We start from the raw sequence: 25152 nt of genomic DNA on the forward strand, positions 1-25152 counted from the left end.
GACCTAGCCCTTGAAGCTCCTGACAGCTTCCAGTGTGGCTTCGTAATCAGCTTCGCTGTGAGCGAAGGATGTGAAGGTGCATTCAAAGCTGGAGGGGGCAAGGTTGATCCCGTTTTCGCGCATGTGGCGGTAGAAAGCGGAATAGATTTCGGCATCGCCGGTCTTGGCGGATTCGAAATCGGTTACCGGCTGATCGGTAAAGAACAGGGTGAAGATGGACGCAATGTGGTTCAGGGTCACCTTGAATCCGTTGCTTTCAAGCGCGGCCTTCATGTCCTTGGCAAGCTTGAGGGTGCGGGCTTCCAGTCCATCGTAATCCTGCTTCTTAAGCGCCCTCAGGGTGGCTATTCCGGCGGCCATGGCCACAGGGTTGCCGGAAAGAGTCCCGGCCTGATAGACATCACCGCAAGGAGAAATGCGGCTCATGTATTTCTTTTTGCCACCGTAGCAGCCTACAGGAAAACCGCCGCCGATGATCTTGCCCAGAGTGGTCAAATCGGCTTCTATGCCGAAACGAGCACCTGCTCCTCCGGAAGCGACTCTGAAACCGGCGATAACCTCATCGAAAATGAGCAGGGTCCCGAATTCGTCGCAAAGGTCGCGCAAACCTTGCAGAAAACCTTCAGCAGGCAGCACAAGACCCATGTTTCCGGCCACGGGTTCTACGATTACAGCGGCAATGTTTTTGCCTTCCTTTTCAAAAACGGCTTTCACCGCTTCCAGATCGTTGTAGGGAGCAAGCAGGGTATCCTTGACCGTACCTTCTGGCACACCGGGCGTTCCGGGAATGGAAAAGGTGGCCAGACCGGAACCGGCGCTGGCGAGAAAGCAGTCACTGTGTCCGTGATAGCAGCCCTCGAACTTGAGGACCTTGTCACGGCCGGTAACGCCGCGGGCGAGTCTGAGTGCGCTCATGGTGGCTTCGGTGCCGGAATTGACCATACGGACCATCTCTATGGATGGAACCATGTCGATGATTTCCTCAGCGAGAACTACCTCGCCTGGGCAGGGTGCACCGTAGCTGGCACCGAGGTCGACAGCCCTGTGGGCTGCTTCCGTGATGTCCGCGTAGCCGTGACCGAGCATCATCGGTCCCCAACTCATTACATAATCGATAAGTTCCTGCCCATCCACGGACCACATGCGGCTGCCTGCAGCCTTCTCTATGAAAAGCGGGTCGCACCCGACCGATTTGCAGGCCCTGACCGGGCTGTTAACGCCGCCGGGCAGCAGTTCCTGCGCCTTTGCGAAAAGCTCTGATGATGAAGTCATTTAATCGCTCCTTTATGTGTGAAAAACAGTAAGTTCTGATTATTTACGACAGGACCGGCTACTTCTTTTCAAAATAGACCATGGAAGTCTTCTTAAGTTCCTTGAGACTGCGAAGAATGCAGTGGTCCTTTATGCCTGTCTGTTCGATAAGTTCTCCGACAACTTTCTTGCAGTCGTCAGGTCCCTTGCCGTGAATCATTGTATAGAGGTTGTACGGCCAGTCTTCATAAGTCCGCCGCAGGTAGCAATGGCTTATTTCCGGCCTTGAAGCCATGATCTCACCGATCTTTTCGGGCTCCTGATCTTCTTCCACACGCCAGGCCACCATGGCGTTGGCTCCGTAACCGGCCTTCTGGTGCCGGAGAGTGGCCCCGAAGCGGCGGATTATCCGGTCTTCTTTCAGGCGGCTCAAAAGTTCAAGCACAGCTTCTTCCGAGCAACCTACCTGCTCTGCAATATCTGCGTAAGGAGTGGCGCTGTCGGACAGATTTGCTCCCGCCAGGGCCAGAATATCCTGTTCAAGTTCGGTGAATTGTTTCGCCATATCCCATCCTTGACTGCGGCCCGTCCCCAAAGGATACGAGCCATATTCGTTTTCTGATCAGCCTGTTGATACCTGCATATCGGTTCATCCTCAAGCCCTGCCGCCTAATAAAAATCGAAAAGCCCCCCGGATTATCCGGGGGGCTTAACATTTCGGGTAATTCGCTTAGAAAGGCGCAGCGGGATCAGTCCTTGACCCAGCCTCGTTTCTGCATGCACTGATCGAAAGTAACCGCCGAGGCGTAGTCTTCCGAAAACTCCGCTTCATAAGTGGTCGGTTCCGGCGGAGCATCGTCTGTCTCTGCTTTGATCGGCACCTGCTGGCCGGTCATACGGTTGCAGAAATCAGTATCACGGGCCAGAATCTTCTTTGCTTCGTCCTGATCTACAATATTCGGGTTGTGCCAGGATGAACATCCGCCCAGAACCACCAGCACAGCCGCCAAGAGTATCATTCTTATCATCGGAAACTCCATTGATCTTATTCGCAGGTCAGATCACGCTCCATGAGGTCCCGCACGGCCAGTGCCGGGTCCTTGTCCTCGTAAAGGATTTTATAGACCTGCTCGGTTATGGGCAGTTCTACCCCCAGTTTGCGGGCCAGAAAATGCACCGATTCGGTTGTCTTAACACCTTCCGCAACCATGCGCATCTGTAAAATTTCGCTCAGCTTCATCCCCTGTCCGAGCTTGAGACCAACCTGCCGGTTACGGGAAAGATCCCCTGTGCAGGTCAGCACGAGATCACCCATGCCCGAAAGCCCCATGAAGGTGGAAGACTTCGCTCCCATGGCAACTCCGAGTCGGCTCATCTCGGCCAGACCTCTGGTTATGAGCGCGGCACGGGCGTTGTGTCCGAACTTGAGCCCGTCCGCCATGCCTGCGGCTATGGCCATAATATTCTTTATGGCCCCACCAAGTTCCACTCCCCGGTAATCCCTGTTCGTATAAACCCGCAGATAATGTGTTGAAAAAAGCTCCTGCACTTCTCTGGCAAGTTTGTCGTCCTCACAGCCGAGCACTATGGAAGTAGGAAGTTCCGCGCTCAATTCGTAAGCGAATGTCGGACCGGAAATATGTCCGTATCTGGGTTCCAGACCATCCAGCGACTGGGCTACCACTTCGGACATGGGAGCGCCGGTGTTCAGTTCTATCCCCTTGCTGGCGCAGATAACAGCGGGATTGTGCGGAAAATACGGTTTGAGATTTCCAAGCGCATCGCGCAGAAACTGGCTGGGAACAACCAGAATGATATATTTTGCCCCGGAAAGAACAATTTCCGGCCTGCTGTCACACTTCAGGTTTTCACAAAGCTTGAAATCAGGGAGAAACACGCTGTTGTATCCGGTCTCCCTCATTTCATCGCACAGAGCCTGTTCCCTGACCCACAGATGAGTGTCCAGCCCCTTTTTGGCCAGGGTATTGGCCAGGGTGGTTCCCCAGGCCCCGGCTCCGATAACTGCTACTTTCATATCTACTCCTTGAAAATGTATATGGCCAATCGCCGGCAATCAGTCGGCAACGGATAAGCAATTGCTTCGCAGGATATCCGCTGTGGATTTTTTTGGCAACCGGTTCAGAAATGAAAGCTGGTTATCGATAATGAAAAAGGCCGGTTGCGAAAACAAACCGGCTCTTTTGGAAAGAAACAGAAGGGGTAACAAAGGAGCCATCCCCGGACTCACCCGACCAGAAAAGACAGGGGGAAACCATCCGGTCAGGACTTGTTCTTCTGCCTGTACCTCTCAATCAGAGTGATGGCCCGCCCGGTCAGTTCATTGAATTCCGGTTTCGTGATCTGATCGTCGGCCTTTACGGCTTCGCCCTTATGATAAAGCCCCTTGGTGATAAGCGAGGAAAAAAGGATCACCGGCAGGGCCGAAAGATCGGCATGTTCCTTCACATTCTTGGTCAGCGTATAACCGTCCATCTGGGGCATTTCAATGTCCGAAACGATAATGTCAACCACATCGGCGATAGTACGTCCCTGCTCCCGGGCCTCCCGGTTCATACCCTGAAGCCCTTCCCATGCTTCCAGTCCGTTTTTGAACAGGTGCACATCGAAATTAGCGGCTTCGAAATTCTTGTTAAGCAGCGCCCGCACCGAAACGGAATCATCTACAAGTACGGCAGTATATTTTTCCGGTGCAGAATAGACGCTGCCGTCACTTCTCTCGGCCATTTCCGGATCAAGCTCGCCGAGAATGCGCTCAAGATCGATCATGAGCACGAAACGGTCCTCAAGCTCCACCGTACCGGTGATGCAGTTGGAATCCATATCGGCTATGAACTTGTTGGGGGTTTTCAGGTCTGCCCAGCCGATGCGATGAATCTGGGTGACCCCGGAAACCAGAAAACCGGTCACTGTGTTGTTGATTTCCGTGACCACGATCAGCTCGAACTCCGAAGGCTTGCGCCTGATTCCCAGCCAGACGGAAAGATCGATCACCGGCAGAATCATGTCCCGCAGAGACATTGTCCCCAGATAACTGGGATGCGGGGCGCCTTCGGCAGCTTCCAGACCGTCGGGAGCTTCCACAACTTCCAGCACCTTTGCCACGTTTATACCGAAATAGTCGCGATCATCAACTTCGCCGTCAACTTCATCAATATAAAATTCAATTATTTCAAACTCATTTGTCCCGGCATCAAGTAATATTTCATTTTCCAGCATAAAGCGACTCCAGACTATTCCTTTCACGGCCAACCTTCCTCGGCAGACCGCGCAAAACCTATTCTAAGGTGCCGGACATTTCTTTTCAAGGCATTAACCATATTCATGGCATGCGGATTCATTAAAGGAGGTGTCAATGCTCAGACCATGGGGACCGTCAGGCCCACCCCTGTACCGCTGTAGCCGGACAGCCTGAACATGCGACAACCAACAACATCATTGCTTGGGAACCTATATTCATATACAAACGATGTTAATTATCTTCAACATAAATCCGAGGTTGGCATGCGCAAAAATTCCGGTGTACTCAAAACCGTTCTTCTTGTTTTTCTTATTCTTATCGGGGGCTGCTCATCACACCAGACCAGACCGGCTGCACCGATTACCGTATTCAACCCGACTCCGGGCGGTACATTCAACATCCGGGCGGTAATATTCCAGTTGGAAGGAAACGGCATGCCGCAGCGAGTTGAATCCGGGATCGTGCCGATTGAACAGAAAGCCATTTCAGCCCTTGAAGGACTTGGGTACCGCTATGCACCGGATGGTGACGTTAATTATCTTGTGGAGGTCCGCATAGGCTCAATTTCCCCGAAACTGGCTGCAGAAGGGGCTTCCCAGCAGGTGGGCATTGCCGTGGGACCGCTCGGCGGCTGGCCTGAATTTTATGATTACCCGGTTCTCATCAATGAATGGACCCCTGAAATACAGCGTATCAGAAGCGGTCCGGACAGTTGTTTCATCACCATGCAGATACTCATCAAGGAAGTCCGGCAGGACAGGGACTACGTAATATATCACGGCACCCCGAGACCTGTTGAAGTACCATTTTCGCTCGGTTGTCCTTTTGACGAATGCGGTCAGAACGCAGCAGAACTGGTGACTGATTATGTCTTGAAACTTTTCGCTCCTCCGACGCGCAAATAGCATACATACAAACTTGCAAGAATCCCTGCAGGCAAATATACTCGCGCTTCTTTTAGGGAGGGGCCCGTCTTGTATGGAGGGCAAATTTCAATATATGAAGAAAGGGAAGGTTTGGAGTGGAAATCAGTCGCCCGTGGCTCAAGCATTATGATGCCGATGTATCGGAAACCGTGGATTTTGTTTTTCGCCCCCTGTTTGAATATCTGGATATGACCGCAGAAAAATGGCCCAAGAGAAAGGCCATAGAATTTCAGAACTGGTCCATTACCTACGCAAAACTGCGCCAGACCGTGGAAGTAATGGCCGCAAATCTGCGCAAGCACGGGCTGGAGCCCGGGGAAAGGGTGGCAATGATGCTTCCCAACACCCCGCAGACCATTATGACCTACTGGGCCATTTTAAAAGCGGGGGGCGTAGTGACCATGACCAACCCCCTGTACATGGAAACGGAGATTGTCCACCAGTTGAACGACTCCGGGGCCAAGATGATGGTCACAGTAGACCTGCTCTGGCCCAAGCTGGAAAAACTGCGCGACAGACTGCCGGTGCGTAAATACTTTGTGACCAGAATTTCGGACACCCTCGCCTTTCCTCTAAACATTCTCTACAATATCAAATGCCTGCGAGACAGAAACACCCCAAAAATCCCGTATAACGATTCCTCGGTTTTTCACTGGAAAACCCTGCGTGCGGGCAAGGATACATACAGCGCGCAGAACATCCGCCCGGAAGACACCGCCATGCTGCAGTACACAGGAGGAACAACAGGCCTCTCCAAGGGCTGCAACCTCACTCATGCCAACCTGAGCGCCAATGTCCAGCAGTGCCATGCAATGCTCAACATGCTGGGCAGGGATAAGGAAATAGTTCTCGGAATCCTGCCTTACTTCCATATTTACGGGCTGACCGTCTGTCTGAACTTTCCGACTCTACTCGGCGCCACCATGGTCCCTTTTCCCAGATATGTGCCGCTTGACGTGCTCAAGACCATGCACAAGCTGAAGCCTACGCTTTTTCCAGGAGCACCTGCCCTGTACATTTCCCTGCTGCAACAGAAGGAACTGGATAAATATGATGTTGCCTCGGTGAAATACTGTCTGTCGGGGTCATCTCCCATGCCGGTGGAAGGGATCAGGCAGTTCAAGGAAGTGTTCGGAGCAACCATCGTGGAAGGTTTCGGGTTGACCGAAGCCTCACCCGTAACGCATCTGAACCCGCTTAACGGGACAAAGAAACCGGGCTCCATCGGCATGCCCCTGCCTTCCACAGACGCCGCGATAGTGGACATGGAAGTCGGAAGCCTGCCCCTGCCCCCCGGAAAGATGGGGGAACTCATCATCCGCGGCCCGCAGGTCATGAAAGGCTACTACAACAAACCGGACGAAACAGCCGGCACACTGCGCAACGGCTGGCTGTACACCGGCGATATCGCCTACATGGACGAAGACGGATATTTTTACATAGTTGACCGCAAAAAGGATATGATCATATCCAGCGGCTACAACATCTATCCGCGTGAAGTGGATGAAGTGCTCTACAAGCACCCCAAAATCAGGGAGGCGGTGACTGTCGGTCTGCCCCACAAAACCCGCGGGGAAATCATCAAGGTCTACATTGTACTTAAAGACGGCGAATCCATGGACCGCACAGAAATAATAGCCTACTGCCGTGAAAAGCTGGCCGGATACAAGGTGCCCCGTCAGGTTGAATTCCGCTCTGAGCTGCCTAAAACCATGGTGGGTAAAGTACTGCGCCGGGCATTGCGCGAAGAGGAAGCGGCCAAGAAAAAGGGAAATGCCTGCTGAGCAGAAAAAGTAAATTTGATGCGCTTCGCGCTTTTGATAAACTGATTTCGCCGCTGGCAGCCAAAGGTGATAATCCCCTTTGGAATCCCTTGTAGTTTAGTGAGATTCCGTTGAAAGTAGCCACCTAAATCCAAGGTGTTGCGGATTTAAGGCAATAACCATATTCGGAAAAAAGTCACCTGACCACATTCTAAAATATAGCTTTTAATCCCGCTCAGTTACACAGCTGAGCGGGATTTTTTTCAGATCGACCTTGCATTTGGGCAGATGGCATCTTATTATCATTAATACAATAAATACAAATAATTATATCTTCATCGACACAATAACCGAGGTGCCTCCGTGGAAAATCTGAAACGCGTGACTATTGCCGAAGGGATTCCGGGAACAATTACCCTGCTTCAACGCGGAGTTGTCATCCGGGCTGTGGCCGGAATGAGCATCCGGGAATTTATGGAAGAGGCTCTCGGGCTCAGCAGCGATTATGCGGAAACAAGAGTCCGGACCATTTTCCTGAATGCCTCTCCGGTAGATGATATTGACGGTGTAAAGATTCAGGACGGGGACTATGTTTCACTGTCCGGAGCACTGCCCGGAATCTGCGGCATAGCCATGGGCAGGGACACTGTAATCAGCCCGTTCCGCAGTGAAATAAGTGCCAAGAGCAGCGACATGCTCCGCGAAGGGGAAGCGCTGATCTATCTGAAGCTTTTCAATCTGATTGCCAAGGAAGCCGGTCCCGGACTGCTGCGCAGAGGAGTGCTCGCAGAAGCGGATGACATAATCTGTGCCCTTGGAGAAAACGCCCCGCAGGGGCTTGCAGAGACGGACGGAACAGTTCATCTGCAAATCTGAGCACAATAAAAAAAGGCCGCAATCCCGAAAGATTGCGGCCGGATTTGTTTTATTGATCTTCCCCTAGCAACTCAAGCATAGCCTTTTTCATTCCGGCAGTATCCAGCCCGATCTCGGTGCGGAGCTCCTGCTGGGTTCCATGTTCTATAAACTCGTCCGGAATACCCAGCCGCTTGACCGTAAGTCCGGCCAGGGCATCGTTGTCGGCAAGGACTTCAAGCACGGCGGAGCTGAACCCACCGGCCTTGGCATTTTCCTCGACAATAAGAATCTTCTTGAAACGTGAGGCCAGGTCAAGAATCTGTTTCTCGGGCAGGGGTTTGATGAACCGCGCATTGAAAACCGCAACGGCCTTCCCGTGCTCTTCATCCAGTTCTTCCACTGCTTCAACGGCAGGCCAGACTCTGGAACCGATTGCAATTATGGCTCCGTCAAAACCGTCCCGCAGCAATTCACCCTCGCCAATCTCAAGAATACTGGGATTCTCCTCAAGTACGGCACCGATCCCGACACCGCGTGGGTAACGCACTGCGGCCGGACCGTTGAAGTCGATGGCTGTTGCCACCATTCTGGCCAGCTCGGATTCATCCTTGGGGGCCATAAAAACGAGATGGGGAATATGGCGCAGATAGGACATATCGAAGACACCGTGATGGGTGGCGCCGTCAGCTCCTACCAGTCCTCCGCGATCAAGGAAAAAATTAACATTCAGATTCTGCAGGCAGACATCATGGACCACCTGATCGTAAGAACGCTGCAGAAATGTGGAATAGATTGCCACGGCAGGCTTGTAGCCCATGGTGGCAAGTCCGGCAGCAAATGTTACCGCATGCTGCTCACAGATACCCACATCCACGAAACGGTCCGGGAACTGCTCACGGAAGGAGTTGGTTCCAGTGCCTTCCGGCATGGCCGCAGTTATGGCGATTATCTTTTCATCCTTTGCGGCAAGCTTGCACAGAGTTTTGCCAAAGACTTCAGTGTAGGAAGGAAGCCCGCCCTTGAATTTCTTGGCACGGCCTGTTTCCGGTTCAAAACTGCCGACCCCGTGAAAATAAGTCGGGTTATCCTCGGCAGGAGCATACCCTTTTCCCTTGGTGGTCAAAACATGAACCAGTACCGGAGAATCAATCTTCTTGACCTGTTCGAAAACATCGACCAGATCGGCAATATTGTGCCCGTTAATGGGGCCGAGATAGGTGAAGTCCAGTGACTCGAAAAGCATGCCCGGTGTGAAAAAGCTTTTGAAGGAATCTTCACCGCGTTTGGCATAAAGGGCCAGATCATCTCCGATCTTGGGAATCTGCTTCAGCAGGGACTCGAAGTCCTTCTTGAACCGGTTGATGATCGGATGTGAAAGTTTACGGCTCAGAAATGCCGAAAGAGCTCCCACGTTTGTGGAAATGGACATTTCATTGTCGTTCAGCACCACGACCATCTTGCGGTTCATGCCGCCGGCCTGGTTGAGGCCTTCGAAGGCCTGACCGGCCGTCATCGATCCGTCACCGATAACCGCAACACAATTGCGTCCGTCACCGTCCAGATCGCTGGCAACGGCCATCCCCAGTGCGGCGGAAATGGATGTGCTGGAATGGCCTACCCCGAAATGATCGTAAGGGCTTTCACTCATGCGCGGAAACCCGCTGATTCCTTCCTTATGACGCAGGGTATGGAACTTTTCATAACGCCCGGTAAGAATCTTGTGAGCATAAGCCTGATGTCCCACATCCCAGACCAGTCTATCCCTGTCGAAGTCAAAAGACTTGAACAGGGCAATAGTAAGCTCGACCACTCCGAGGGACGGGGCAAGATGCCCTCCCCCCTTGGAAACCGTATTAATAATGCACTGGCGAAGCTCGTTTGCGAGAAGAACCTGCTCCTCAGCGGTAAGCTCCTTTACCTGTGCCGGATTCTTTATTTTTTGTAGAAGCGGATACTTCCCACATCCGCACGAAAAATCATTATTGTTCATAACCCCCGGACCTCACAACGGATCAGACCGCATGAATAAATAGTCAAGCCGCTTAATGTCCGCCTTTGGCGCTCAGGCGGACGGCCTGGAAAGCAGCTTAACACCGTTAACTAATTTCTATATAAATCTCTTGTCGTCGACAACACACGTTGTCGATCAATAAACTCTCTCAACTATATACCTGGCAAGTTCGCGCAGAAAGTCGGCCTCTTCACCGGAATACGGGGAAAGCAGTTCGACAGCCTGCTCCACGTACTTCCGGGCCAGTTCCTTGCTCTCTTCAAGACCGATAAGGCTGGGGTAGGTGGATTTTCCGGATTCCAGGTCGCTGCCCACAGGTTTACCCAGCGAAGCTTCATCCCCGACTATGTCGAGCACATCGTCCACAATCTGGAAAGCCACCCCGATCAGACGTCCGTACTCTTCCGCCCGCCGCACATCATCGGCAGTCGCCCCGGTCCCGCGGGCCAGTATCGCGCCTGCCTTGCATGACGCAAGTATCAGCGCGCCGGTCTTCATGGAGTGCATGACCCGCAGTTCTTCGAGGGTCACCCCATCGCGGCCCGTATAGCTCATGTCCACAGCCTGCCCGCCGACCATGCCGCCGGAACCGGCGGACTTGGCCATAAGAGCAATCGCTTCAAGCACATCGGCTGCAGGAGCGTCGGCATCGGCCATGAAACCGAAAGCTTCGGTAAGCAAACCGTCCCCGGCGAGGATTGCCGTTGCTTCATCAAACTGCTTGTGGTTGGAGGGCCTTCCCCGGCGCAGATCGTCATCGTCCATGGCAGGAAGATCATCATGAATAAGCGAATAGGTATGGATCATCTCCAGGCTAGCCGCAAAAGGCATCACCGCTTCTTTCTTTGCTCCGAGCATGCCGGACCAGACCAGCACGAGAACCGGGCGCAGACGTTTGCCCCCGGCAAGCAGGCTGTATTTCATGGAAGCAAGCAGACCTTCGGGAATCCCTCGGTCATCAAGGCATTCACCAAGAAATTTTTCGACCTCAGCAGCATGCACCGCGAGTTTCTCTTTAACTGTCATCCGCCGTATCCTTATTATCATCTCTGATTTCGAATTCTTCGATCAGGCCGTCATTCACAATCATAACCTCGTTGCGGGCCTTTGCCAATTGCCCCGCACACTCGGCCGACAAAGCACGGCCCTCCTTGAACAGCGCGACTCCCTCCTCAAGAGGCAGGTCGCCTTTTTCAAGGGCTGCAACAATTTCCTTCAGCCTTTCGAGCCGATCTTCAAAACTGATTTCGTCCTTCATATATGTTCGCCCTGATTCAGGCTGGTCAACTCGTAAAATTTCCCGGCAATAATCCGAGGATCTGCAGGGCTTATTTTGTGCCCTGAGCATGTTTAAAACGGAATCAGCAACTATCCGTTACTGAATTCCAAGAAGCTGATCGGTAGTCCTGTACAGCAGATAAGCAGGATCGACAAGCCGTCCGAGAACGCTCACACTCATATGGAGGTGAGGCCCGGTTGCCCGTCCGGTGGAGCCTATGCCGCCGATAACCTGACCGCGCTCAACAATATCGCCTTCCTTAACATCTATTCTCGAAAGATGGAAATACATAGTTACCACTCCGTTTCCATGGTCTATATAGATGGAATTACCGGCATAATAGTGGTTTCCGACCAGAACGACACGACCGTCGGACATGGCTTTGACTGCCGTTCCCTTCCCTCCCCGAAAATCCAGACCGCGATGCGGGTTTTTGGGTTTTCCGTTGAGTATCCGCCGGGCTCCGTAGGGACTGGACTGCGACCCTTTTGTGGGTCTCTGGAACGGAACATACCAGTGACGCTCAGCGGAAACAGTTCCCTTTGCCGCCACGATCTCCTTGCGATCCCTGGCAATCCTGTCCATGACTTCGGCCGGAGGAGTAACCATTTTTTCGGGCAGAGTAAGCCGCTGCACCTTATACTTTTTCTTGTTGACCCTTACAGTCCGGCTGAAGCTGCGTTCCTTTCCGCCTTCATTAACGGAAACCACCAGTTTTGATTTTCCGGTTTTGTCAGTAAGAACATCGGTACCGAGCATGGCCAGGGCTACAAAACGGCCCTTCCATTCACGGACCTCAGGCTTGACCGCACTCCCCTTCCAATTGACGGAAACGGATTGCATATCCTTATCGGAAGTAACCCGCACTAAAAAAGGTTCGCCAAGCCCGACCTTGGCCGGATAGGCGAGATTGATTCCCGCCCAGGATTGGGAGGCTGCGGCAAGCAGCAGCAAAAGGGCAAAAACGAAAATTCTGCATTTTCTGATATCAGTCATTATACCGTTCCGGTTTCTATTTTTCAGCGGCGGCAACCACAGCCCTTACTTCACCGGTCTTCACGCGAACCCGCAAAGCATCTCCGGGGCCGACTTCGCCCGGACTGCGCAGAAATCTGCCGCTCTTCTCCACGGTAACCAGCGAATACCCCCGTTCCAGAGGGCCTTCCGGATCAAGGATACGCAGCGCATTCACCGCGTTTTCCAGTTCATTGTTCCGGGCATTCCAGAAATTGACTGCTGCACGCTCAAGACGCCCCTCAAGCACGGATAACGTCTGCTCCATACGTGCTATTTTTTCCAGACCGGACGAGCGTTCCAGCCTGCGGGAAAAGGACTGAAATTCTCCGCTCCGAGAGGACAAAAAACGCTCAACCGCCCGGCCGAGCCTGAGTCCTTCTTCCGTAAACGCCTCGGATAATCTGCCTATCCTTCCAGCCGGTGAAAGCCAGGTCAAGCCTTTGGTCAGCGTTTCCAGCCGGGTCTGCCGTGCAGCAAGAAAATTACCGTAACTGCGCCGAAGAGCGAGTTCAAGCTCGTCGACCGCCTGCACCAGCACCACGCGCCGGGGCCAGAGCTCCTGCGCCGCGTGGCTGGGCGTGGCCACCCGTTTGTCGGCCACGTAATCGGCGATGGAAACATCAACCTCATGCCCCACTCCGCAGACAACAGGCACCACGGACCGGAAAATGGCGTCCGCAACCTGCTCCGTGTTGAAGGCCCACAGATCTTCCAGCGATCCCCCGCCGCGGATCAGCACCACGACCTCGGCCCAGTCGTCTTCTCCCACCCGGTCCAGAGCATCGGCAATCTGCTCCGGAGCAAGATCACCCTGCACAAGCGTAGGATAGATACGTATTTCCGCGCCTGTTCCACGCGATTCGGCTATCTTCAAAAAATCCCTGACCGCCGCGCCCGAAGGAGCCGTGACCACCGCCACCCTGCCGGGTGAACGCGGAATCTCCATCTTGCGGTCCTCATCGAAATATCCCTTCTCGGCCAGCCTGCGCTTCATGGCCTCAAAAGCCAGCTTCAGGTCGCCGACTCCCTGTTCCTGCACCAGCTCAGCCACCAACTGGTACACGCCGCGGGGAGGATAAACGTTCATGTGTCCGGCGCAGAGAATCTCCATGCCGTCCTCAAGAACCAGCGGTTTCCCGCTCTCCACCTCGCCGGTAAGCGGATTCACGTTCTCAGCATCCGCCGTGCCCTGACGCTGATTGCCCTTGAACCAGACAACCGAAAGACCGGCATCACCGTCCGTGAGCGTAAAGTAGATGTGCCCCGAAGCCGGACGGGACAGATTGGTAACCTGCCCACGGACCCAGATAAACGGGAATTCCGTCTCCAGCACATCCTTAACTGCGCGGGTTATGTCCGATACCGTAAAGATTCTCATAGCTGATGCGCTTCGCGCTTTTGATGTTCTGAGTTCGCCGCCGGCGGCCAAAGGGGATAATCCATCTCTGCTCTCCACATCCCTAAGACTCGAAGCAAAGCTTCTCGCCTAAGGGCTGATGGGCCTTTGGAATCCCTAATAATTTAAGAAAATCGCTTTAAAGGAGCCAAGCTGCATGTTGCATCAACCTGTTAAATCTCAAGATGCCAATTTTATTAACATGATATTTTATCATACGTGGCGGCGAAGCCTTAATAAAAAATTTTGGGATTCTTAAACCCTTTTTTCAAAAGGGTTTAAGGCTCCCGGCAGGGCCGTCGGAGACATACATGATGTTTCCGACGGTCATATAATTTTTGCGAATATTTGGCAGGACAAAAGGCTATTTTGCTTCCAGCCCCCAGGACTTCCAGATGTCCGAACGCCATGTTTTGAATGCTTCGATAAAACCTTCAAGGGGCAGTTCGATCTTTTCACCGGTCTTGCGGTTCTTGGCTTCCACAATTCCGTTCTTGAGCCCCTTGCCGCCGATAACAAGCTGCATGGGATAGCCGATGAGGTCAGCATCGGCGAATTTTACTCCCGGACGTTCCTTGCGATCATCGTAAGCAGCGTCTATGCCCATTTCCATAAGCTGGTTGTAAAGTTCTTCGGCTTTGTCTTCCACAGCCTGATCCTTGCCGCCGAGAGAAATCACGCAGAGTTCAAAAGGAGCTATGGACGGCGGGAAGATGGCACCGTTTTCATCGTTGTTCTGCTCAATGGCGGAAGCGACTATGCGCGAAACACCGATACCGTAGCAGCCCATGACCATGACCTGAGTCTTGCCGTTTTCGTCAAGGAAGGTGGCTTCCATGGCCTTGGAATATTTTTCGCCGAGCTTGAATACATGCCCGACTTCAATCCCCTTGGTGAACTCAATGGGAGCACCGCATTCAGGGCAGGGGTCATTCTCGGTGATCATGCGCAGATCGGCGAATTTTTCAATATTGCAGTCACGACCGAGTGAAAGATGCCTGATGTGGGTATCACCTTTGTTTGCTCCGGCAACCCAGTCGGTTCCGACGCAGAGTTCGTGGTCGGCAAAAATGCGTTCCACTCCGAGTCCTACCGGACCGGCAAAACCTACCGGAGCTCCGGTCCATTCGCGGACCTGCTCCTCGGAGGCCATTTCTATCTCGTTTCCGCCCATCAGGTTGCGCAGCTTCACATCGTTGAGTTCGCGGTCACCGCGCACAAGTGCGGCCACGGGTTCACCGTCAACGGTAAACAGCAGGGTCTTGACCAGACGGTCCGGGCTGATTTCCAGAAAAGAACACACTTCATCCACGGTATGTGTGCCGGGAGTGGAAACCTCTTCGATGCTCGGACACTCTGCATTGCAGGCGCATTCTCCGGCAGGAGCGGCTATCCTGGCCTTTTCGAGGTTGGCAGCATATCCGCATTTTGCATCCGAACAAACGGCGATTGTATCTTCGCCGGTATCAGCAAGAACGTGGAATTCATGTGAAAAGTCTCCGCCAATGGCACCGGAGTCGGCCTGAACAGGACGGAAGTTGAGCCCGATACGAACAAAAGCCTTCTTGTAGGCTTCAAACATGTTCCGATAGGATTCTTCTGCACCGGCTTCGTCCTTATCGAACGAATACGCATCCTTCATGACAAATTCGCGGCCGCGCATAAGCCCGAACCGGGGACGGATTTCGTCACGGAACTTGGTCTGTATCTGATAAAGATTTATGGGCAGCTGTTTGTAGGACTTAACTTCTCCACGCACCAGATCGGTAATGACTTCCTCGTGGGTGGGTCCGAGGCAGTAGTCGCGGGAATGGCGGTCCTTGATGCGCAGAAGTTCCTTGCCGTAGTAATCCCAACGGCCGGTTTCCTGCCAGAGGTCTCCGGGCTGGACCATGGGCATGAGCACTTCCAGCGCTCCGGCGCGGTTCATTTCCTCGCGCACGATGGCTGCCACCTTGTTCAGGGATTTGAGCCCCAGCGGCAGATAGGTGTAGATTCCGCTGGTCAGCTTCCGGATCATACCGGCCCGCATGAGCAGTTTGTGGGAGACGACTTCGGCTTCGGAAGGGTCTTCTTTCAGTGTGGGGATATAGTAACGGCTTAAACGCATTTATTCTCCTCTCTTTTCCTTCAGGAATATTTCAATTTCTTTCATGAATTCCGGCAGCAGATTCTCATCTCCGCGCACCTTGCGGATAACCTCGCCCTTGCGGAAAATTATCCCCAGCCCCCGGCCTCCGGCAATGCCGATATCGGCCTCGCGGGCCTCGCCGGGACCGTTGACCACGCAGCCCATTACAGCCACGGTGAAAACGTCTTCGACTCCGCGCAGGTTTTCCTCAACCTTCTGGGCCAGGTCGATGAGTTCAATTTCGGTACGCCCGCAGGTCGGGCAGGATACGATTTCTGGTCCCCGTTCACGCAGACCGAGGGAGCGCAGAATTTCCCAGGCCACGCCCACTTCAGCGACGGGATCATGGGTAAGGGATACGCGCATGGTATCACCAAGTCCTTCCCAGAACAGGATACCCAACCCGACAGCGGACTTTACGGCTCCCCGCACCAGAGTTCCGGCCTCGGTAATGCCTACGTGCTGAGGGTAATCCACCTTTTCGGCCAGCAGCTTGTAGGCCGCTATGGTATTGAGTACGGATGATGATTTGAGCGAAATCTTGATATCGTAAAAATTTCTTTTTTCCAGCAGGGCAACATGCTGAAGAGCGCTCTCCACCATGGCTTCGGGGGTCGGACCGCCGTACTTGGCCAGCAGGACCTTATCCAGCGACCCACCGTTTACGCCGATACGGATGGGCACCTTGCGTTCGCTTGCCGCGGCCACAACGGAATCGACCTTGTCCTCCCCGCCGATATTGCCGGGGTTGATGCGCAGGGCGTCAATTCCAGCCTCCATGGCAGCCAGCGCCAGACGATAATCAAAATGTATATCCGCCACCAGAGGCACAGGCGAATCCTTGCGGATGATCGGCAGAGCTCTCGCAGCTTCTTCATCCGGCACAGCAACGCGGACGATCTCGCATCCGGCCTCGGCCAGAGCGGCAATCTGCGCTCTTGTGGCTACGGCATCACGGGTATCCGTGTTGCACATGGACTGGACCCGGATCGGGTTGTCTCCGCCTATGCCGACATTCCCGATGAATAATTCACGGGTCTTCTTTCTATTTTGCATTTTTCACCTGATTTATCCGTTTTCGCAGCTGATTCAGAATTAACGTGCGCGGTAGCATAATACATATCGCCATGGGAGCCAAGAAGTGCATTTCCTATACAGTGCAATGTTTCCGGCATGTTGCACCACGCAGACATTATCCTACTACTGAAAAACAACACATTTGATGCGCTTCACGCTTTTGATAATTTGATTTCGCCGCCGGCCAAAGGCCCACTAGCCCTTAGGCAAGAAGCTCGCTTCCAGTCTTAGGGAGATGGAAAGCAGAAATGGAGAATCCCCTTTGGAATCCCTAACTGTTTAAAAGTAGAGCTGAAGCAATAACCATAACGCAATATGGCTTTAATCCGCACTTCCCTGTAAACCGATCCAGTCTATTTCCGGGCACGCGGCAAAATGATTCTCATATAAAAATGATCCGGGCTTGCGGTCAAAAAGCCGGGGGTGATAGCTCGTCAACTTCCGCTCATCAGGGGCAAAAGAGCAGAATTCCTGAGCATCCTTGCCCCAAAGCAGCCATTTTGCTCGCGGGTTGTTGTCGGTGATGAAACGGAACAATTCTGCGGAAAACGGTTTCCAGATCTCCGCATGGCTGCCGGAATTGTTCAGCAGGCAGGTCAGGGCCGTATTCAGGAAAAGCACGCCTTCCCCTTCCAGATGACCGAACAGTCGGGCTGGAGGAAGCAGGGGAAACAGACCGGAATCCATATCCTTGCGAATCTGAGCTATGCCCACCGGTTCATCCAACTGCAGGTGATTCATGTGCAGAAGTTTCAGAATGTTGACCAGCGATGCGTTGCGCTTGAGTTCTGCCCAGCTTTTTATGTTTCCCACTTCAAAGGCCCGGCCTGTCGCCACACCCGGCTGCGGATACGGGTCCTGCCCGAGGATTATAACTCTGACGAGTGAAAGGTCGGTCATGCAGAACCGCAGAACCTTGTCCGCCGGGGGCGTGAAACCGGAACCTGCGGCACGGGCAATATATTCCAGTTCATCAAGTATGGCGGGAGTAAAAAAATCTATCCATGACGCATGGGGCTTATAAACCGCGCCGCAAAAAGTGAATTCCATATCTTCTCTGGTTAAGCGTTTCCTTAAAAATACCCTAGGGAGGTAAGCAGTTCGAGATTTTTTTCCTTGTCCGCATTGCGCCCCTCTCGTTCGCCATGCCCTGCGCCTTTGGCGGTACAAGGGCGGCAGCCGAGTGATCTGTAGCCCTGATCATACAGTTCGCAATAGGGAATGCCGTGCATGGATATGAATGACCAGATATCCATCTCGGTCCATTCAAGAATGGGATTGAGCAGGGTGTGATCGGGATCACTGCGGACTTCAAAAGGCTTTCGCTCAGCACGGCTGGGATGTTCGTCCCGCCTGATGCCGGTGATCAGCAGATCCGTTTCCAGATCTTCAACAGCCTTGCGCAATGGTCCTATCTTCAATTCTGAACAACACTTCACGGGATCAAGCGCCACCGGATAGGTTTCGATATCGACTTCCGGACAGGCTATCCGCAGGTCCAGATTCCACTGCCGCGCCAATTCATCCCGGAAGGCAATCACCCCCGGAAACTTGACCCCGGTATCAACGGACAGAACAAGCGGAGCATCTCCGCCCTTGGACTTGAGAATCTCCCGCCACATGTACAAGACCACTGTGGAATCCTTGCCGCCGGTCCAGGCCACGACAATATGTGCAGGGTCGTACATTTCCAGCGCTCCGGACATAAGTCCGGCAGTGTGCGCGATTTTGGCATCCAGCGGTGAGGCCGCGTTTATTTCGGTCAAGACACGCTCCTTTGGTCAGCTGGATTCTTTCTTGCCTGAATCCCTGTTTTTTGCAAGTCCGCAGGTCTTGTGCGCATGATATGTGGTTACGACTTCTATTCCTTATAAATGAGCCATATCTGGAATCTGAAAAACCGTACAAGAATCACAAACGTATCCGACAGGATTCCCCTTTGAACAGACAGCCCATCATTGGATAAAATTTAGTATGTTACAGGACATACCTAATTAATTCCTGATTTTTTGCTTGCATTTAAAAAAGCCCCCGCCTATATGCCCTAGCTCGCCTTGAATCATATGGATGCTGCATTGATGCGGTAAATGGATTCCCATTGACTTCAATACGTTCGTGAGTAGAGGACTACGTTGGATTCCGGCCCGAGATGAATACTGGTCATTACTCAGAGACATGATATGAATGCAGGTATGCCCACCACAAAGGCAACCTGATTTTTTCAACCCACGACATTAAGGAGCAGACCATGGACTGTCCCGAACAGACTAGCGGCAGAACTATAATCGGCTGGCGGGAGTGGGCCTGTTTCCCGGAACTGAATATACCGGCCATCAAGTTCAAGGCCGATACCGGAGCCAGAACGTCCTCCCTGCACTCCTTCAGTCAGGATTTTTTCGAAAAAGAAGGTCGTCAGTGGGTTCGCTTCGGAATACACCCGGTACAGAAACGGGATAATGTTGAATTATACTGTGAAGCCCCGGTGGTGGATTTCAGGGAGATCACCAATTCCGGAGGCCAGACCGAAACAAGACCTGTCATCAGTTCCAGAATCATGCTCGGCAACATGGAGTGGGATATAGAACTGACCCTGACCAACAGGGACTCCATGAAATTCCGCATGCTTCTCGGCAGGACCGCCATGGAAGAAAGAATCATTGTGGACCCGGCACGCTCCTATGTGCTGGGCAGAAAACTTGCCGCGTTTTATTATAAATAGATTTTCAAACCGGAGATTTGCATGAAGATCGGAATCCTGTCCCGCAAGCGGGAACTCTATTCCACCACCTCGCTGGTCAATGCCTGCAAGGACCGTGGGCATGAAGTTATGGTCATAAATCCGCTACGTTGTTACATGAACATAACTTCACACAACCCCAGCATATTATATAAGGGAGAAACCCTTGAAGGGTTCGACGCAATCATTCCCCGCATCGGGGCCTCCATCACGTTTTACGGGTGCGCGGTAGTCCGTCAGTTCGAGATGATGGGCGTATACTGTGTCAACGAATCCGTTGCCATCACCCGTTCCAGAGACAAGCTGCGCAGCCTGCAACTGCTGGCACGCAAGGGCATAGGACTTCCGGTAACGGCTTTCGCCCACTCCACCCAGTACACCGAAGACCTGATTGATACCGTGGGCGGAGCTCCGCTTGTAATAAAACTGCTTGAAGGCACTCAGGGAAAAGGAGTTGTACTCGCGGAAACACGCGCTACAGCTGCCAGCATCATAGAAGCATTCAAGGGTCTTAAGGCCAACATTCTGGTGCAGGAATTCATTTCCGAAGCAGCAGGAGCGGACATTCGCTGCCTGGTTATCGGAGACAAGGTCATCGCCTCCATGAAAAGACAGGGACGTGAGGGAGATTTCCGCTCCAACCTGCATCAGGGAGGCTCGGCCTCGCAGGTGAAAATAACCCCGGAAGAACGCTCCACCGCCGTGCGAAGCGCCAAAAGCATGGGACTAGGATTCTGCGGCGTAGACATCCTGCGGTCCAATCACGGCCCGGTGGTCATGGAAGTCAATTCTTCTCCGGGTCTTGAAGGCATTGAACAGACTACCGGGATTAATGTTGCCGGCAATCTGGTGGAATTCATCGAAAAAAATGCCAAGCCCGGCAAGACAAAAACCAAGGGTAAAGGCTGATAAGCACCGTCTTCATATTATTTACAAAGTCCTGCATTCAATTGGATGCGGGGCTTTGTTTTGATCAACTGAAATTCATAACCGACAACCTTCCACAAATTTTACACTGACCATAGATAGCTTAACAGAGTGTGGACAGGGATTTGCTGCGATTAAAGCCATCCTGAAACGCATAAACTCTAAAGGAGGTTTTCATGGTATCCATTGATTTGTTGGGAGGTTCATCCTCAACGGGTATTTTCAATCTGAACACAGTGACAGGCACTACAGAAGAAAGCAGCAACTACCTGGAATCACAGTCTTCAAGTGGCGATACTGTCGAAATTTCACAGGAAGCAATAGAACTCTACAAAGCCAAAATGGCTGAATACGGCGCAAGTGATCTGACGGAACTCTCCGATGACCAGAAAAGCGAATTGAAGGAAAGTCTGGAAAATCTTGCCGACCAGAGCGGCGGAACACTGAGCAGTGTATCTGAATCGGATGATTCAGCAGAAACTCTTGCCGGCGACTCTGAATCCACGGACGGTTCAGGAAGTGGAAGTGCAGCAGCAGGTGCTTCCGGAAGCGGAAGCAGCACCTCCTCCACAGACCAGATTGAAGAACTGGAAGAACAGATAGAGGAGCTGGAGGAAGAAATTCAGGAACTGCAAAGCAAAGCAGAATCCGATCCCGAAGCAGCTGATGAGCTTAAAACCAAACAGGTCGAACTTGCTCAACTGCAGGCCCAACTGCTTCAGTTGGAAGAGGAAGAAGAATCATAATATGCGGGATAAAAATTACTCTGTCCCGAATCCAGAAGACGCCCCCCGCATCCGGATGAATGCGGGGGGCGTCTATTTTTTATACGTATGTATGGACCGGACCGGAACTCTTAAGCGGAGTAATCCAGTTCGGAAAGCTGCTTGAGGAGCTTGAATCTCTGGAGGCAGTCTTTTTCGATACCGGCGCGCATTTCCTTGGATGCTTCAGGCATCATGCGTTCAAGCATGGCGTAGCGGTTTTCGCCGGAAAGGAATTCCTGGAGAGTTCCATCGGGTTCCTTGTACTCTACAACCAGCGGGTTCTCCCCGTTTTCCTGACGGCGGGGATCGAAGCGGTAAAGCGGCCAGTAACCGGATTCAACTGCAAGCTTGCCTTCGAGCTGGGTTTTGCCCATGCCCTTTCTGATGCCCTGGTTGATGCAGGGAGCGTAGGCAATAACCAGAGAAGGTCCGGGATAGCTTTCAGCTTCGAGGAAAGCCTTCATGACCTGGTTCTTGTTGGCACCCATGGAGACGGAAGCTACGTAAACATAGCCGTAGCTCATCATCATGCGGCCGAGATCCTTCTTGGAGGTGTGCTTACCAGCTGCAGCAAACTTGGCTACGGAACCGAGCGGGGTGGCCTTGGAAGCCTGTCCGCCGGTATTGGAGTACACTTCGGTATCCATAACCAGAATGTTGATGTCCTTGCCGGAAGCCAGAACGTGGTCGAGGCCGCCGAAACCGATATCATAGGCCCAGCCGTCACCGCCGAAGCACCAGATGGACTTCTTGGTGAAGATATCTTCCTGTTCTTCGATTTCGAGGAGCAGTTCGTGAGTATCGGCTTCAACAGCAAGCAGTTCGCGCAGCTGAGTGCCGTATTCAAGGGACTGTTCAGCATCGTCCTTGTTTTCGATCCAGCCCTTCATGGCGGCAGCCAGTTCATCGCTGATTTCAAGTTCAAGTGCCTGCTCCATGAGCATTTTGAGGCGGTTGCGGCGGTTGGAAACAGCCATTTCCATACCGAAACCGTACTCGGCGGCATCTTCGAACAGGGAGTTACCCCAGGCAGGACCGTGACCTTCGATATTTTCGCAATACGGGGTGGAAGGAGCGGAAGCACCCCAGATGGAGGAACAACCGGTTGCGTTTGCGATAATCATGCGCTCACCGAAAAGCTGGGTGAGGACTTTGACATACGGAGTTTCGCCGCAGCCGGAACAGGCACCGGAGAATTCCATCAGGGACTGCTGGAACTGGCTGCCCTTCACGGAAGTTCTGGGCAGGAGGTTGTCCTTGAAGGATACGATTTCGGAAAAATCGTAGTTGGCAACCTGAACATCAGTCTGAGTGGCGAGAGGTTTCATCACCAGAGCCTTTTCCTTGGCCGGGCAGATATCGGCGCAGTTGCCGCAGCCCTGGCAGTCAAGGGTATTGACCTGCAGACGATATTTAAGTCCTTCAAGCCCCTTGCCCTTTGCATCTACGGTTTCGAACCCTTCAGGGCCGATCTTCATTTCTTCGTCATTGACGAGAACCGGACGCAGAGCGCTGTGCGGGCAGACAAATGCACACTGGTTGCACTGGATGCAGTTATCCTTGATCCACTCGGGAACCATGATGGCAACACCGCGTTTTTCAAAACGGGTGGTACCCATGGGGAAACGTCCGTCGGGAGAGAAGGAGCTTACCGGGAGTTCATCACCCTTCTGGGCAAGTATGGGCTTGACCACATCGGTAATGAATTCGGGTTCGAAATGCTCGACAGCTTCTTCATCAACTGCGGAAGCCCAGGATTCGGGATATTTGATTTCAACGAGGTTGGCTTCAGCCTGGTCGACAGCGGCATAGTTCATGTTGACGATCTTATCGCCCTTCTTGCCGTAGGTCTTCTTGATGGAATCCTTGAGATAGGCGGTGGCATCGTCAAAGGGGATAACGTTGGCCAGTTTGAAGAACGAGGTCTGCATGATCATGTTGATGCGACCACCGAGTCCTACTTCACCTGCGATTTTCACTGCATCGATGGCGTAGAACTTGAGTTTGTTCTCGGCAATCTTGCGGCGGAGCTTTGCGGGAAGTTCGGATTCAAGTTCCTCAAGCCCCATGCTGGTGTTGAGCAGGAAGGTTCCGCCTTCGCGGATACCGTCCAGCAGATCGTAAAGTTTTACGTAGCTGGGATTATGACAGGCGATGAAGTCCGAAATTTCAACCAGATAAGTTGATTTAATGGGCTTATGACCGAAACGCAGGTGGGATACGGTGATACCGCCGGACTTTTTGGAGTCGTAGGCGAAGTAGCCCTGAGCGTACATATCGGTGTTGTCGCCGATAATTTTAATGGCCTGCTTGTTGGCGCCGACAGTTCCGTCGGAACCCAGTCCCCAGAACTTGCACTGAACGGTGCCTTCGGGAGTGGTATCGAGTTTTTCACCGATTTCAAGGGAAAGTCTGGTGACATCGTCAGTGATACCGACAGTGAAGTGATGTCTGGGAGACAGGGACTTCATGTTGTCGTAGATGGCCTTGACCATGGAGGGAGTGAACTCTTTGGAACCGAGGCCGTAACGCCCTGCGTACACGGGCAGCTCGATGTTCATTTCCTTCAGCGCGGTGCAGACATCCAGATACAGGGGATCCCCGATGGCTCCGCCTTCCTTGGTGCGGTCCAGAACGGTGATCTGCTGAGCGGTTGCCGGAATTGCGCGGCCCAGATGTTCGATGGAGAAGGGACGGTACAGTCTGACTTTTACCAGACCGACCTTTTCGCCGTCGGCAATGAGCTTTTCAATGGTTTCCTCAATGGCTTCACAGCCGGAACCCATGGCTACGATGATATTTTCGGCTTCGGGATGTCCTACGTAATCAAAAAGTTTGTATTCACGTCCGGTAATGCCCGCGACTTTCTTCATTGCGTCTTCAACATATCCGGGAACTGCGTCACGGTAGGGGTTGATAGCTTCCATGGCCTGAAAATAGATATCCGGGTTCTGGGCGGTACCGCGGGTGTGCGGATGCTCGGGGTTCAGTGCGCGGTCACGGAAATCGCGGACTTTTTCCCAGTTGAGGGCTTCGGCCATGTCATCATAGTCGATGAGTTCGACCTTCTGGATTTCGTGGGAAGTCCTGAATCCGTCGAAGAAGTGAACAAAGGGAATGCTGGATTCGATTGTGGCCAGATGGGCGACCAGGCCGAGATCCATTGCTTCCTGAACAGAGTTGGAAGCCAGCATGGCGAAACCGGTCTGTCTGGTTGCCATTACGTCCTGATGGTCCCCGAAAATTGAAAGGGCATGCCCTGCAACTGCACGGGCGGAAACATGAAAGACGGTGGGCAGAAGCTCACCGGCGATCTTGTACATGTTGGGGATCATGAGCAGCAGCCCCTGAGAGGCTGTGAAGGTACAGGACAGGTTGCCTGCGGCAAGCGCGCCGTGCAGTGCACCTGAAGCTCCGGCTTCGGACTGCAGTTCGCGCACTTCCATGGTAGTGCCGAAAATATTTTTCAATCCTTGAACAGACCATTCATCTGCCAGCTCCGCCATGGGGGATGAGGGTGTGATGGGATAGATGGCTGCAGTTTCGCACATAGCGTAAGCTACGTATGAAGCGGCTTGGTTGCCATCCATGGTTTTCATTTTCTTTGCCATTATTAATCTCCGTGTCTTTGATTATTTGGAAGGCGTGCAGCGCACACACTAACACAGCACCCTACACATTGCCTACCCGTATTTAACAGCTTCAAGGCTGTTAACTGCAAAAAAATTGATCAGCCGTTCAAAATGTCGGCAC

21 protein-coding genes are annotated in these 25152 nt (G+C 52.8%); 6 read left to right on the forward strand and 15 right to left on the reverse strand.

Annotation, left to right across the window (positions count from 1 at the left end):
- Positions 1-3: 3 nt before the first annotated feature.
- From hemL to ACKU4E_RS09660, 5 genes are all read right to left on the reverse strand, one after another.
- Positions 4-1272, reverse strand: a complete 1269-nt coding sequence (hemL, locus tag ACKU4E_RS09640) for a glutamate-1-semialdehyde 2,1-aminomutase (RefSeq protein ID WP_320170862.1) — start codon at positions 1270-1272, stop codon at positions 4-6.
- Positions 1273-1330: 58 nt separating this feature from the next.
- Positions 1331-1816 (reverse strand): Lrp/AsnC family transcriptional regulator, encoded by a 486-nt coding sequence (locus ACKU4E_RS09645; protein ID WP_320170863.1) that lies wholly within the window; start codon positions 1814-1816, stop codon positions 1331-1333.
- 184 nt (positions 1817-2000) lie between these two features.
- Positions 2001-2279, reverse strand: a complete 279-nt coding sequence (locus ACKU4E_RS09650; protein ID WP_320170864.1) for a hypothetical protein — start codon at positions 2277-2279, stop codon at positions 2001-2003.
- A 17-nt stretch (positions 2280-2296) separates the two neighbouring features.
- Entirely contained in the window at positions 2297-3286 is a 990-nt protein-coding gene (locus tag ACKU4E_RS09655; protein ID WP_320170865.1) for an NAD(P)H-dependent glycerol-3-phosphate dehydrogenase, read from the reverse strand.
- A gap of 245 nt (positions 3287-3531) precedes the next feature.
- The gene (locus tag ACKU4E_RS09660; protein ID WP_320170866.1) at positions 3532-4488 is read right to left on the reverse strand and encodes a chemotaxis protein; all 957 of its coding nucleotides are present in this window, start codon (positions 4486-4488) and stop codon (positions 3532-3534) included.
- A gap of 285 nt (positions 4489-4773) precedes the next feature.
- On the opposite strand from ACKU4E_RS09660, the gene ACKU4E_RS09665 reads away from it, so the two are divergent.
- The 3 genes from ACKU4E_RS09665 (at position 4774) to ACKU4E_RS09675 (ending at position 8075) form a co-directional block, all read left to right on the forward strand.
- Positions 4774-5415, forward strand: coding sequence for a hypothetical protein (locus ACKU4E_RS09665; RefSeq protein WP_320170867.1), 642 nt, complete (start codon positions 4774-4776; stop codon positions 5413-5415).
- A gap of 116 nt (positions 5416-5531) precedes the next feature.
- Positions 5532-7220 (forward strand): long-chain fatty acid--CoA ligase, encoded by a 1689-nt coding sequence (locus ACKU4E_RS09670; RefSeq protein ID WP_320170868.1) that lies wholly within the window; start codon positions 5532-5534, stop codon positions 7218-7220.
- A gap of 342 nt (positions 7221-7562) precedes the next feature.
- Positions 7563-8075 carry a hypothetical protein gene (locus ACKU4E_RS09675; RefSeq protein ID WP_320170869.1) on the forward strand — a complete coding sequence of 171 codons (513 nt, stop codon included), beginning with the start codon at positions 7563-7565 and terminating at the stop codon, positions 8073-8075.
- A gap of 49 nt (positions 8076-8124) precedes the next feature.
- Here the strand turns inward: ACKU4E_RS09675 and dxs are convergent, their stop codons facing one another.
- From dxs to ACKU4E_RS09720, 9 genes are all read right to left on the reverse strand, one after another.
- Positions 8125-10047, reverse strand: a complete 1923-nt coding sequence (gene dxs / locus ACKU4E_RS09680) for a 1-deoxy-D-xylulose-5-phosphate synthase (RefSeq protein ID WP_320170870.1) — start codon at positions 10045-10047, stop codon at positions 8125-8127.
- A gap of 156 nt (positions 10048-10203) precedes the next feature.
- Positions 10204-11094, reverse strand: coding sequence for a farnesyl diphosphate synthase (locus tag ACKU4E_RS09685; RefSeq protein ID WP_320170871.1), 891 nt, complete (start codon positions 11092-11094; stop codon positions 10204-10206).
- Complete coding sequence (gene xseB / locus ACKU4E_RS09690) at positions 11084-11326, reverse strand: exodeoxyribonuclease VII small subunit (RefSeq protein WP_320170872.1); 243 nt, start codon at positions 11324-11326, stop codon at positions 11084-11086. The genes ACKU4E_RS09685 and xseB overlap by 11 nt, the downstream gene beginning before the upstream one ends.
- Before the next feature lie 117 nt (positions 11327-11443).
- Positions 11444-12343: a M23 family metallopeptidase gene (locus tag ACKU4E_RS09695; RefSeq protein ID WP_320170873.1), complete on the reverse strand. Its 900-nt coding sequence runs from the start codon at positions 12341-12343 to the stop codon at positions 11444-11446.
- A 16-nt stretch (positions 12344-12359) separates the two neighbouring features.
- Positions 12360-13742: an exodeoxyribonuclease VII large subunit gene (gene xseA / locus ACKU4E_RS09700; protein ID WP_320170874.1), complete on the reverse strand. Its 1383-nt coding sequence runs from the start codon at positions 13740-13742 to the stop codon at positions 12360-12362.
- A 382-nt stretch (positions 13743-14124) separates the two neighbouring features.
- Entirely contained in the window at positions 14125-15870 is a 1746-nt protein-coding gene (locus ACKU4E_RS09705; RefSeq protein WP_320170875.1) for a proline--tRNA ligase, read from the reverse strand.
- Entirely contained in the window at positions 15871-16947 is a 1077-nt protein-coding gene (gene ispG / locus ACKU4E_RS09710) for a flavodoxin-dependent (E)-4-hydroxy-3-methylbut-2-enyl-diphosphate synthase (protein ID WP_320170876.1), read from the reverse strand.
- A 342-nt stretch (positions 16948-17289) separates the two neighbouring features.
- Positions 17290-18018, reverse strand: coding sequence for a uracil-DNA glycosylase (locus tag ACKU4E_RS09715; protein WP_320170877.1), 729 nt, complete (start codon positions 18016-18018; stop codon positions 17290-17292).
- Positions 18019-18041: 23 nt separating this feature from the next.
- Positions 18042-18734: a phosphoadenosine phosphosulfate reductase family protein gene (locus ACKU4E_RS09720; RefSeq protein WP_320170878.1), complete on the reverse strand. Its 693-nt coding sequence runs from the start codon at positions 18732-18734 to the stop codon at positions 18042-18044.
- Between the two features lie 482 nt (positions 18735-19216).
- Here ACKU4E_RS09720 and ACKU4E_RS09725 point away from each other — a divergent pair, with 482 nt between their 5' ends.
- The 3 genes from ACKU4E_RS09725 (at position 19217) to ACKU4E_RS09735 (ending at position 21378) form a co-directional block, all read left to right on the forward strand.
- Entirely contained in the window at positions 19217-19687 is a 471-nt protein-coding gene (locus ACKU4E_RS09725; protein WP_320170879.1) for an ATP-dependent zinc protease, read from the forward strand.
- Positions 19688-19708: 21 nt separating this feature from the next.
- A complete protein-coding gene (rimK, locus tag ACKU4E_RS09730; RefSeq protein WP_320170880.1) occupies positions 19709-20614 on the forward strand; it encodes a 30S ribosomal protein S6--L-glutamate ligase in 906 nt (301 codons plus the stop codon).
- A gap of 194 nt (positions 20615-20808) precedes the next feature.
- A complete protein-coding gene (locus tag ACKU4E_RS09735) occupies positions 20809-21378 on the forward strand; it encodes a FlxA-like family protein (RefSeq protein WP_320170881.1) in 570 nt (189 codons plus the stop codon).
- A gap of 110 nt (positions 21379-21488) precedes the next feature.
- Here ACKU4E_RS09735 and nifJ read toward each other — a convergent pair whose 3' ends face one another.
- Positions 21489-25010: a pyruvate:ferredoxin (flavodoxin) oxidoreductase gene (gene nifJ, locus ACKU4E_RS09740; RefSeq protein ID WP_320170882.1), complete on the reverse strand. Its 3522-nt coding sequence runs from the start codon at positions 25008-25010 to the stop codon at positions 21489-21491.
- Positions 25011-25152: the final 142 nt, after the last annotated feature.

Source organism: Maridesulfovibrio sp., assembly GCF_963677005.1.
In the GTDB taxonomy this organism is placed as follows: domain Bacteria; phylum Desulfobacterota; class Desulfovibrionia; order Desulfovibrionales; family Desulfovibrionaceae; genus Maridesulfovibrio.

Bases quoted from the DNA above. Each gene is read 5' to 3' on its own strand.
- hemL (WP_320170862.1), bottom strand. From the start codon at position 1,272: ATGACTTCATCATCAGAGCTTTTCGCAAAGGCGCAGGAACTGCTGCCC.
- ACKU4E_RS09645 (WP_320170863.1), bottom strand. From the start codon at position 1,816: ATGGCGAAACAATTCACCGAACTTGAACAGGATATTCTGGCCCTGGCG.
- ACKU4E_RS09650 (WP_320170864.1), bottom strand. From the start codon at position 2,279: ATGATAAGAATGATACTCTTGGCGGCTGTGCTGGTGGTTCTGGGCGGA.
- ACKU4E_RS09655 (WP_320170865.1), bottom strand. From the start codon at position 3,286: ATGAAAGTAGCAGTTATCGGAGCCGGGGCCTGGGGAACCACCCTGGCC.
- ACKU4E_RS09660 (WP_320170866.1), bottom strand. From the start codon at position 4,488: ATGCTGGAAAATGAAATATTACTTGATGCCGGGACAAATGAGTTTGAA.
- ACKU4E_RS09665 (WP_320170867.1), top strand. From the start codon at position 4,774: ATGCGCAAAAATTCCGGTGTACTCAAAACCGTTCTTCTTGTTTTTCTT.
- dxs (WP_320170870.1), bottom strand. From the start codon at position 10,047: ATGAACAATAATGATTTTTCGTGCGGATGTGGGAAGTATCCGCTTCTA.
- ACKU4E_RS09685 (WP_320170871.1), bottom strand. From the start codon at position 11,094: ATGACAGTTAAAGAGAAACTCGCGGTGCATGCTGCTGAGGTCGAAAAA.
- xseB (WP_320170872.1), bottom strand. From the start codon at position 11,326: ATGAAGGACGAAATCAGTTTTGAAGATCGGCTCGAAAGGCTGAAGGAA.
- ACKU4E_RS09695 (WP_320170873.1), bottom strand. From the start codon at position 12,343: ATGACTGATATCAGAAAATGCAGAATTTTCGTTTTTGCCCTTTTGCTG.
- xseA (WP_320170874.1), bottom strand. From the start codon at position 13,742: ATGAGAATCTTTACGGTATCGGACATAACCCGCGCAGTTAAGGATGTG.
- ACKU4E_RS09705 (WP_320170875.1), bottom strand. From the start codon at position 15,870: ATGCGTTTAAGCCGTTACTATATCCCCACACTGAAAGAAGACCCTTCC.
- ispG (WP_320170876.1), bottom strand. From the start codon at position 16,947: ATGCAAAATAGAAAGAAGACCCGTGAATTATTCATCGGGAATGTCGGC.
- ACKU4E_RS09715 (WP_320170877.1), bottom strand. From the start codon at position 18,018: ATGGAATTCACTTTTTGCGGCGCGGTTTATAAGCCCCATGCGTCATGG.
- ACKU4E_RS09725 (WP_320170879.1), top strand. From the start codon at position 19,217: ATGGACTGTCCCGAACAGACTAGCGGCAGAACTATAATCGGCTGGCGG.
- rimK (WP_320170880.1), top strand. From the start codon at position 19,709: ATGAAGATCGGAATCCTGTCCCGCAAGCGGGAACTCTATTCCACCACC.
- ACKU4E_RS09735 (WP_320170881.1), top strand. From the start codon at position 20,809: ATGGTATCCATTGATTTGTTGGGAGGTTCATCCTCAACGGGTATTTTC.
- nifJ (WP_320170882.1), bottom strand. From the start codon at position 25,010: ATGGCAAAGAAAATGAAAACCATGGATGGCAACCAAGCCGCTTCATAC.